The following is a 6,470-nucleotide window of genomic DNA, read 5'->3' as shown; positions in this document are numbered from 1 at the left end:
TATTGGACGTGACCGAGCGCGCGGTCGCGGTGGTATCGACTTCGGACTGCATCAGTATCGTGCCGCCACAGTATGATCTCATCAGCCAGGACAGCTTCATCCGTGCCTTGCCGACAGTCTATGACTTTGCCCATGACCGCAAATCGGCGCTGCGTGCGCGCAAATGCTACACCGCGCACCTCGCTTCGCTGCTGCCGTTCTACGGCAATAAGAGTGGCGGGGTGAACCCCTGCTACCTGATGTACTCGCGTACCGGCGAACCCTTCTATCTCAACCCGTTCCACCGCAACGACCGCAGCCGCGTCTCGCACGAAGTATTCTTCGGCCCGACCGGTTCGGGCAAGTCAGCGACGATCGTCAATATGACCGCGATGAGCATGGCGGTGAATAACCCGCGCATGTTCATCTTCGACTACGGCGAGTCGTTCAAGCTGCTTGCCGACTATGCCGAACGCCACGGCAAGAAGGTCAAGCGCTTTGTCCTGAATGCTAATTCCGACGATGTGGTCGCGCCGTTTTTTGAAACGGACAAGGCACTGGCGGAGGCAGCCAAGGCCAAAGCCATCAGTGACGGTACCTGGAAAAGCAACCAAGAAGATCAGGACGGTGACGAGGCAGAACGGCGCTCCTACCTGAACGAGATGGAATACATCCTGCGCATCATGGTATCGGGCGGCAGCAACGACGTCACCCTGACCCCTTCGCAGATTGCCCGCCTCAACACCGCACTGGTGCGCGGCCTCAACATCTCAAAGGAGAAAGGCGAGGCACACGCGCGTCCGGTACACATGATGGAAGCGTTGCTGGAAATGGCAGATGAGGAGGCCAAACGCGAAGGCAGCATGCGGGAAATCGTCCTCGAACTGCGCGACCGTGCCGAGGCGGTGAGACTCTGGACGCAGGGGCTGCGCGGCATGCTCTTTAACCGCGAAGCCAAAGGCTTTGACCCGGACTACGACCTGACCGTGATTGAATTGGGAAACGTCGCGGGATTAGGTAGTGAAGACATGCTGGCCGTTGCCGGGCTGTCGGCCATCTATACCATCACCGCCCTGGCGGAAAAGCTGCAACACAGTGGCCGTGCCATCGAAGTCAAAATTGACGAGGCACACCTCTGGGCCAAGGTCAAACTGCTGATGTCCGGCCTGGTGGTCGGCTCCAAGGTATTCCGCAAACTCAACTGCTGGCTGACCATCATCACCCAGGACGTCACCGACTTCGTCGGGGATGCGATCAAACTGCTCGCCAACGCCGAGTTCTGGTGGCTGATGAAAATGGCGAAGACCGAGATAGACCAGTTGGCGAAAGTGCGCGAACTCGACCCGGAGACGCGCTACCTGCTCGATTTCCCGCGCAAGGAAGGGGGGCGTTTCGTCGAAGGCATCTCGCTGTCGGTCAAATACCCGCCGACGCTGGTGCGCTATGTGCCGCCGTCGCTCATTCTCGCCCTGGGGCAGACCGACGGTAACGAAAAGGACGCACGCCGCCAGTTGATGGAAAAACACCACATCGGCGAGCTCGACGCCGCGTTGCTGATTGCCGACGAGATTGACGCCGCGCGCCTGCGCTACCAGTTGGGCGACGACTATGTGCCGGAGCCGCGCAGGGACGGTGAGGTGCCTCACGAAACAGCCGCCAAAGACGACAACCACGCAACCGACTCCCCACAGGATGGCGACGAACGCCCGGAACCACCCGACGCAGCTGCCCCCTCCATGAACCCGCCAAACACCTATCCCCGGGAACCGGTCTTGTCGCTGGCCAAGCAGATTGATGCGGCCCAACCCGAAGACCGGCAAGACGGTGACGTTATCCCGGTGCCGCATGATGACGAGGCCGACAACAGCCACGAGCAGGTAAAAAACGCCCCCGATACCGTTGCAACGACCAGCGAAGCGGTGGGCGAAGAACAGTACCTATCTCAGGACGACCACATCCCAACCCGACAGGAGGAATCATGACCCAACCCGCATTATCCCCCCGCCGCGCCGCGTTTGCGCTTGCTTTCGCGCTCGCCTTTGCCACGACCGCGCCGGCGCACGCCGCCGAACTGACGTTCTCGCGCATCGGCTCCGGCGATCAGGGATTACAACAGTTCTGGGGACTGAGCCAAGAAGAAGCGCAGCGCTATCGCAACATCATGGCGGCGACTGGCGAACGCTACAAAACAGCGAGTCCCTTGGCGGTACTCTCCATCATGGCCGACAGCCCGGAAGACAAGACCTATTACGCCAAACGTGCCGCCCTGCATGAGCACGAAATGATCAAACGTGAAATCGAAACCGCGCTCTTGATCAGCCAGGAAATGTCCGGTGAGGTGCTTCAGGAAAAAATGACGCGCTTCACTGACCGTCTGACCGGTATCAACACCACCGATTACATCCCGGATGAACGCAACCCTGCCTGGCGCGACGGCGACTGGCTGGTGCTCTACCTCGACGACAGCTGCCTCAGTGCCGGCTGTATCGGCCAGTTCACACCGCAGATGACGGGAACCGTCCCTTCCGACATCAAAATCGAGCGCGTCCTGGTACTCAACAGCAAACAGCCGTTGAGTGAGGTGGCAAACACCGTGATCAAAGGATGGCCGCAGCCGGAAACCGTCCTCCAGCGTTACGACCCGATCGAACACCACTACCTGCGACGCGACGGGGAAAAGGGCAGCATCGCCCTGCACGTGCGCGACCGCCAGGTGGTGGAAGTGCTGGATGGTGGCAAGACAGCCGCGACACCTGCGGCCATGTCTCCCGCAACCCATGCGCCTGCGACAGAGACATCAACCCCCGCCACAGCTGCTCCAGCAGCCGCTACCACGCCATCTGTGACCGCGCCGGATAGTAAAGCGGCACTCCCTGCCGCCAATGCCACAAAACCGTCCGCCAGTAACAAGACTGCAACACCTGCCACAGGCAAAACCACCACCGGAGGCAAATCATGAAGACACCCATCTGCAAACCGCTGCTGCTCTCGCTGGCGATAGCCCTCGCCGTCCTGCCTGCACGCGCGCAGCAAAAACCACCTGCCGCGATGAATAGCAACACCATCGACGAAGTGCTCGGCGACCGGCGCGCCGACAAGGTGCCGACCGGCGACACCGGTCGCTATTACCTGCCAGGCGCGGCTGCCGGACGGGACAGCATTTTCCCGGGTTCCTATTCCAAACAGTTCAAGATTGACGCGAATTTCCGTGCCGGATTGTATAACCGCTGCGGTAGCCTGGATTTCACCCAAAATATCAAAGCGGAAGTCATGAACCTGAAAGACAAGTTGGTAGATTCCGTCCAGAAAATTCAGCAAGAGGCCATGGTGGCCGCTTCCGGACTGGTCAGCGGCTTCTTTCAATACTCGCTGATGAAAATTAACCCGGTACTGGGCGAGATTTCTACCAAACAGCTGGACGAGTACATCGAGCTGTTTGACCTGAAAGTGAAGCAATGCGAAGACTACGAACGCGAAGTGCGACAGGGCAAAAACCCCTTTGGCGAAATCGCCGAAATCGCGGTCGGAGAACAATGGAAAACGACCATTGGTCTGGTGAACTCCGGGCAAAAATCGCTGGAAGCTGCTGAAAAAGAAATGATCAAAGAGGCGCGCAAAAACGGCGTACCGATGGCTGACGGCAAAAACTACGGCGGTGAGGGGCAGGAACCTATTAACATCACCAAATCACTCTTGAAGGCAGGCATGAACCTGACCCTGTCGCGCGGCGACAAAAAAACCTGGGACAGCGATTTTGCCACCGACGAAAAGTCCATCAAGGACAACCCGATTCTGGGGGATTTCAAAAACCCGAAAGAGCTCTACAACTTTGTGGAAGAAGTCTATGGCGCCAATGAAATCACCATCAAGGACAGCGCCGCCGAACCGACCCACACCAATGCCATTGCCGGCCGTGGCTATGAACGTAAATACATCGAGTACCGCAATGACTACATCAAGCTGTTGCGTGAATACCTCGCCTACAAAATCAAACGGGATGAGTTTGAGAAAAAAACCGGGCAAATCATTCCCCCGGCAGAAGTCGATGACCTGCGCCTGTTGCCCGATTACCAGCAGGACGTTGAAATCGAATCGCGTGCGCAGCAGTACGCCATCAACAAAGTCTCCCGTGCGCTGCTCTTCGCCAAGCAGGCACTGAAAACCGGCGTCTATGCCCCCGACCTGCAACAGTCCGGGATGAAAGGGCCGGCGGAAACCGAGTTCAAAAACCTCTACTACCGCATCCAGGATGACATCCGTGAAATCCGCCAGCGGACATACCAATACTGAGGGAGGCGATGATGCAGGAACCGAGACACCATGACGCGGCAGCAGAAAGCACGCCACAGCATGACGACGCAAATGGGGTGGCAAACACTGCGCACGAAACCACGGACAACGATGCCGGGCATGAAACGGCAAGCCAGCCGCCGGAGCAGCCGGAGGCGATAGTCGCTGAGGCCGTACCGGTTACGACCATCCAGCCACCGGCGGCAACCGGCAAACTGCCCCAGGAACAGGAAGCGGCGCTACTGCGCCGCTATGGCGGCGTAGGAGCGACCGTAACCACAGACGAGCAGACGGTAGTCATCATCAACAACCCATCGCCGAAACGGCGCTGGCGGCGCACCAAACGCTTCTTCAAGGCTTTCCTCACCCTGCTGTTCCTCATCATCAGCGGCAACATCCTGCTCGCCGCCTTCGGCGAAGAAGGGCTGTCGGCGGCCACCAACCTGCTACATATGATTTGGTGGCCGGCAACGCTCGTCCGGTTGCTGGTCTATCTGGCCATCAGTTGGCTGCTGCTGCCGCGTCTCAATCGTTACATCCGCGAACAGGCATTGCAGCGCATCGCGACACAACGCGAGGCATCGCTTGCCGACGGCGTGCTCGATCACGACCGCCTGCAACAGTTGGATGCAGCAGAAGCGCACATCCACCAGGCGGGCGTTACCCCCAAACTGTTGTTCGGTCTGTTGCTGGGTTTTGACCTCCTCGCCCTGCAACTGCCTTACCTGCTGCACTGATGCGGCAATGGAGCGTACCCCATGAATGTTACCAGTTATCTTGAGGCTTTCCTGACCATCTACGGCTGGGAATTCTATTACATCCTTTTTTTGCTGCTGATGCTGACCGGGTTGTTTCTCTACCCGCTGCTGCGCAGCTTTTGTGCCATCTATATTGACTATCTCGGCAACCCCGATCGCAAGAATGACGCTCATCTTTATGAAATGCTCACCACCCTCGGCCTGAGTATGTTGATCTTTTTCATGGCGCTGATACCGATGGTTCCGGCGGATTTGAACCAAACAAAAGTTAAAAGTGTTTGTAGCAAGGAAGAGGGGAAAACTACTACTATTACTGAAATTAACGGAAATGTTTATTTCAAGGAAACCAAAACCCGTATCCCGGTTTTGCCTTGGTTGGCAATTATGCTGGGTCAAGGAGTAAATGGTGTAATCTATAACACTGCGCCCTGTGCACTTGATGTTACTGAGGCACAAAAAGCTATCTGGAATAGTTCTTTGGAAATTAATGGAGAAATGCTGCATGAATATGAACGTTTCAAAGCTGAATGTCATGACAAAATTGTTGAGAAAATCAAATATTGGCGTAGTGGTGTAGATAAAACCAGTCGGTTTGATGGAGACAAGACAGCTCAGGAGATGATAAAAGATGAAATAGATAAAGCTTATGACGAAAACCACAGTTGGGAAATCACATTTAGGACAGAACAAGATGACGATCTTCTTGTTTACGGACTGGATTCACGGCTGCATAAAAATCTTTTTTACAACCCTGGAACAGAATACTATCAGGAATTTCGGGCAGCAGAGCCAGTTGACGGTTTTACCGGTGATGACGGTAACGGCAACATGAGTGAGAAAAATCCACCCACTTGTGGAGACTGGTGGCTCGGGCAGGGTGGGCATCTTGGTTTGCGTGTTCGTATGGCTGCAACCCTGTCAGATGCAACCATCTGGCAAATTGCAGTTGGTGAGAACCGTCGCGGTGGAATCTCGGAATGTAGAAAAGGCGTAAAATGGGACAGAGAAGCGTGGACATACGTTCCTACAGAGGAAACGCTTAAAAGTTGCAGAGTAGCTGTTGTTCGCGATATGTTTGAAAATGAAGATAGCAAATATGTTGAACAATTACTGACTTTTGACCAAGGCAAAGTAGCCAAAGATACGACGTTAACCGGTCAAGACAAGAGTAATATGACCTTGGCTGTTGCAGGCGCAGTTGGCTTAACGCTGCTTGCCAAATTTACCGATATTGACTTGACCGGAGGAGTTCTCGGCACTATTACCAGTTTCTACGCTTCGCTATATATGCTCAAACTGTTACTGAAACACCTGCTGCCGATGATTTTGATGACTGTGTATATGTTTTGGGGCATTTATATGGTCTTGGGTCGTATGGCTATGGATGCTGTTATCAAAGGCATGATACTCATCTTCAGCCTTACCATTATTCCAGGTATCTGG

General features: G+C 55.4%; 4 protein-coding genes and 1 pseudogene. All 5 read left to right on the top strand.

All coding sequences use genetic code 11. The features are described 5' to 3' along the window. Positions 1–1,961, top strand: a pseudogene (locus Q0349_RS01115) (hypothetical protein); the annotation flags it as partial. Next, positions 1,958–2,938, top strand: coding sequence for a hypothetical protein (locus tag Q0349_RS01110; protein ID WP_298078934.1), 981 nt, complete (start codon positions 1,958–1,960; stop codon positions 2,936–2,938). The pseudogene Q0349_RS01115 and the gene Q0349_RS01110, both read left to right, overlap by 4 nt. Further along, positions 2,935–4,269, top strand: coding sequence for a hypothetical protein (locus Q0349_RS01105; RefSeq protein WP_298078932.1), 1,335 nt, complete (start codon positions 2,935–2,937; stop codon positions 4,267–4,269). The genes Q0349_RS01110 and Q0349_RS01105 overlap by 4 nt, the downstream gene beginning before the upstream one ends. A 77-nt stretch (positions 4,270–4,346) precedes the next feature. After that, positions 4,347–5,006, top strand: a complete 660-nt coding sequence (locus tag Q0349_RS01100; protein WP_298078931.1) for a hypothetical protein — start codon at positions 4,347–4,349, stop codon at positions 5,004–5,006. A 21-nt stretch (positions 5,007–5,027) separates the two neighbouring features. Further along, on the top strand, positions 5,028–6,470 hold a 1,443-nt coding region (locus Q0349_RS01095), incomplete at its 3' end, for a hypothetical protein (protein WP_298078930.1).

It is taken from the genome of uncultured Cardiobacterium sp., from assembly GCF_938028185.1.
In the GTDB taxonomy this organism is placed as follows: domain Bacteria; phylum Pseudomonadota; class Gammaproteobacteria; order Cardiobacteriales; family Cardiobacteriaceae; genus Cardiobacterium.
Note: the sequence above shows the minus strand (reverse complement) of the source record. Positions and strands in the feature narration are given on the sequence as shown.

Excerpts from the sequence above, each read along its gene's own strand:
- Q0349_RS01105 (WP_298078932.1), top strand. The coding sequence starts at position 2,935 with ATGAAGACACCCATCTGCAAACCGCTGCTGCTCTCGCTGGCGATAGCC.
- Q0349_RS01110 (WP_298078934.1), top strand. The coding sequence starts at position 1,958 with ATGACCCAACCCGCATTATCCCCCCGCCGCGCCGCGTTTGCGCTTGCT.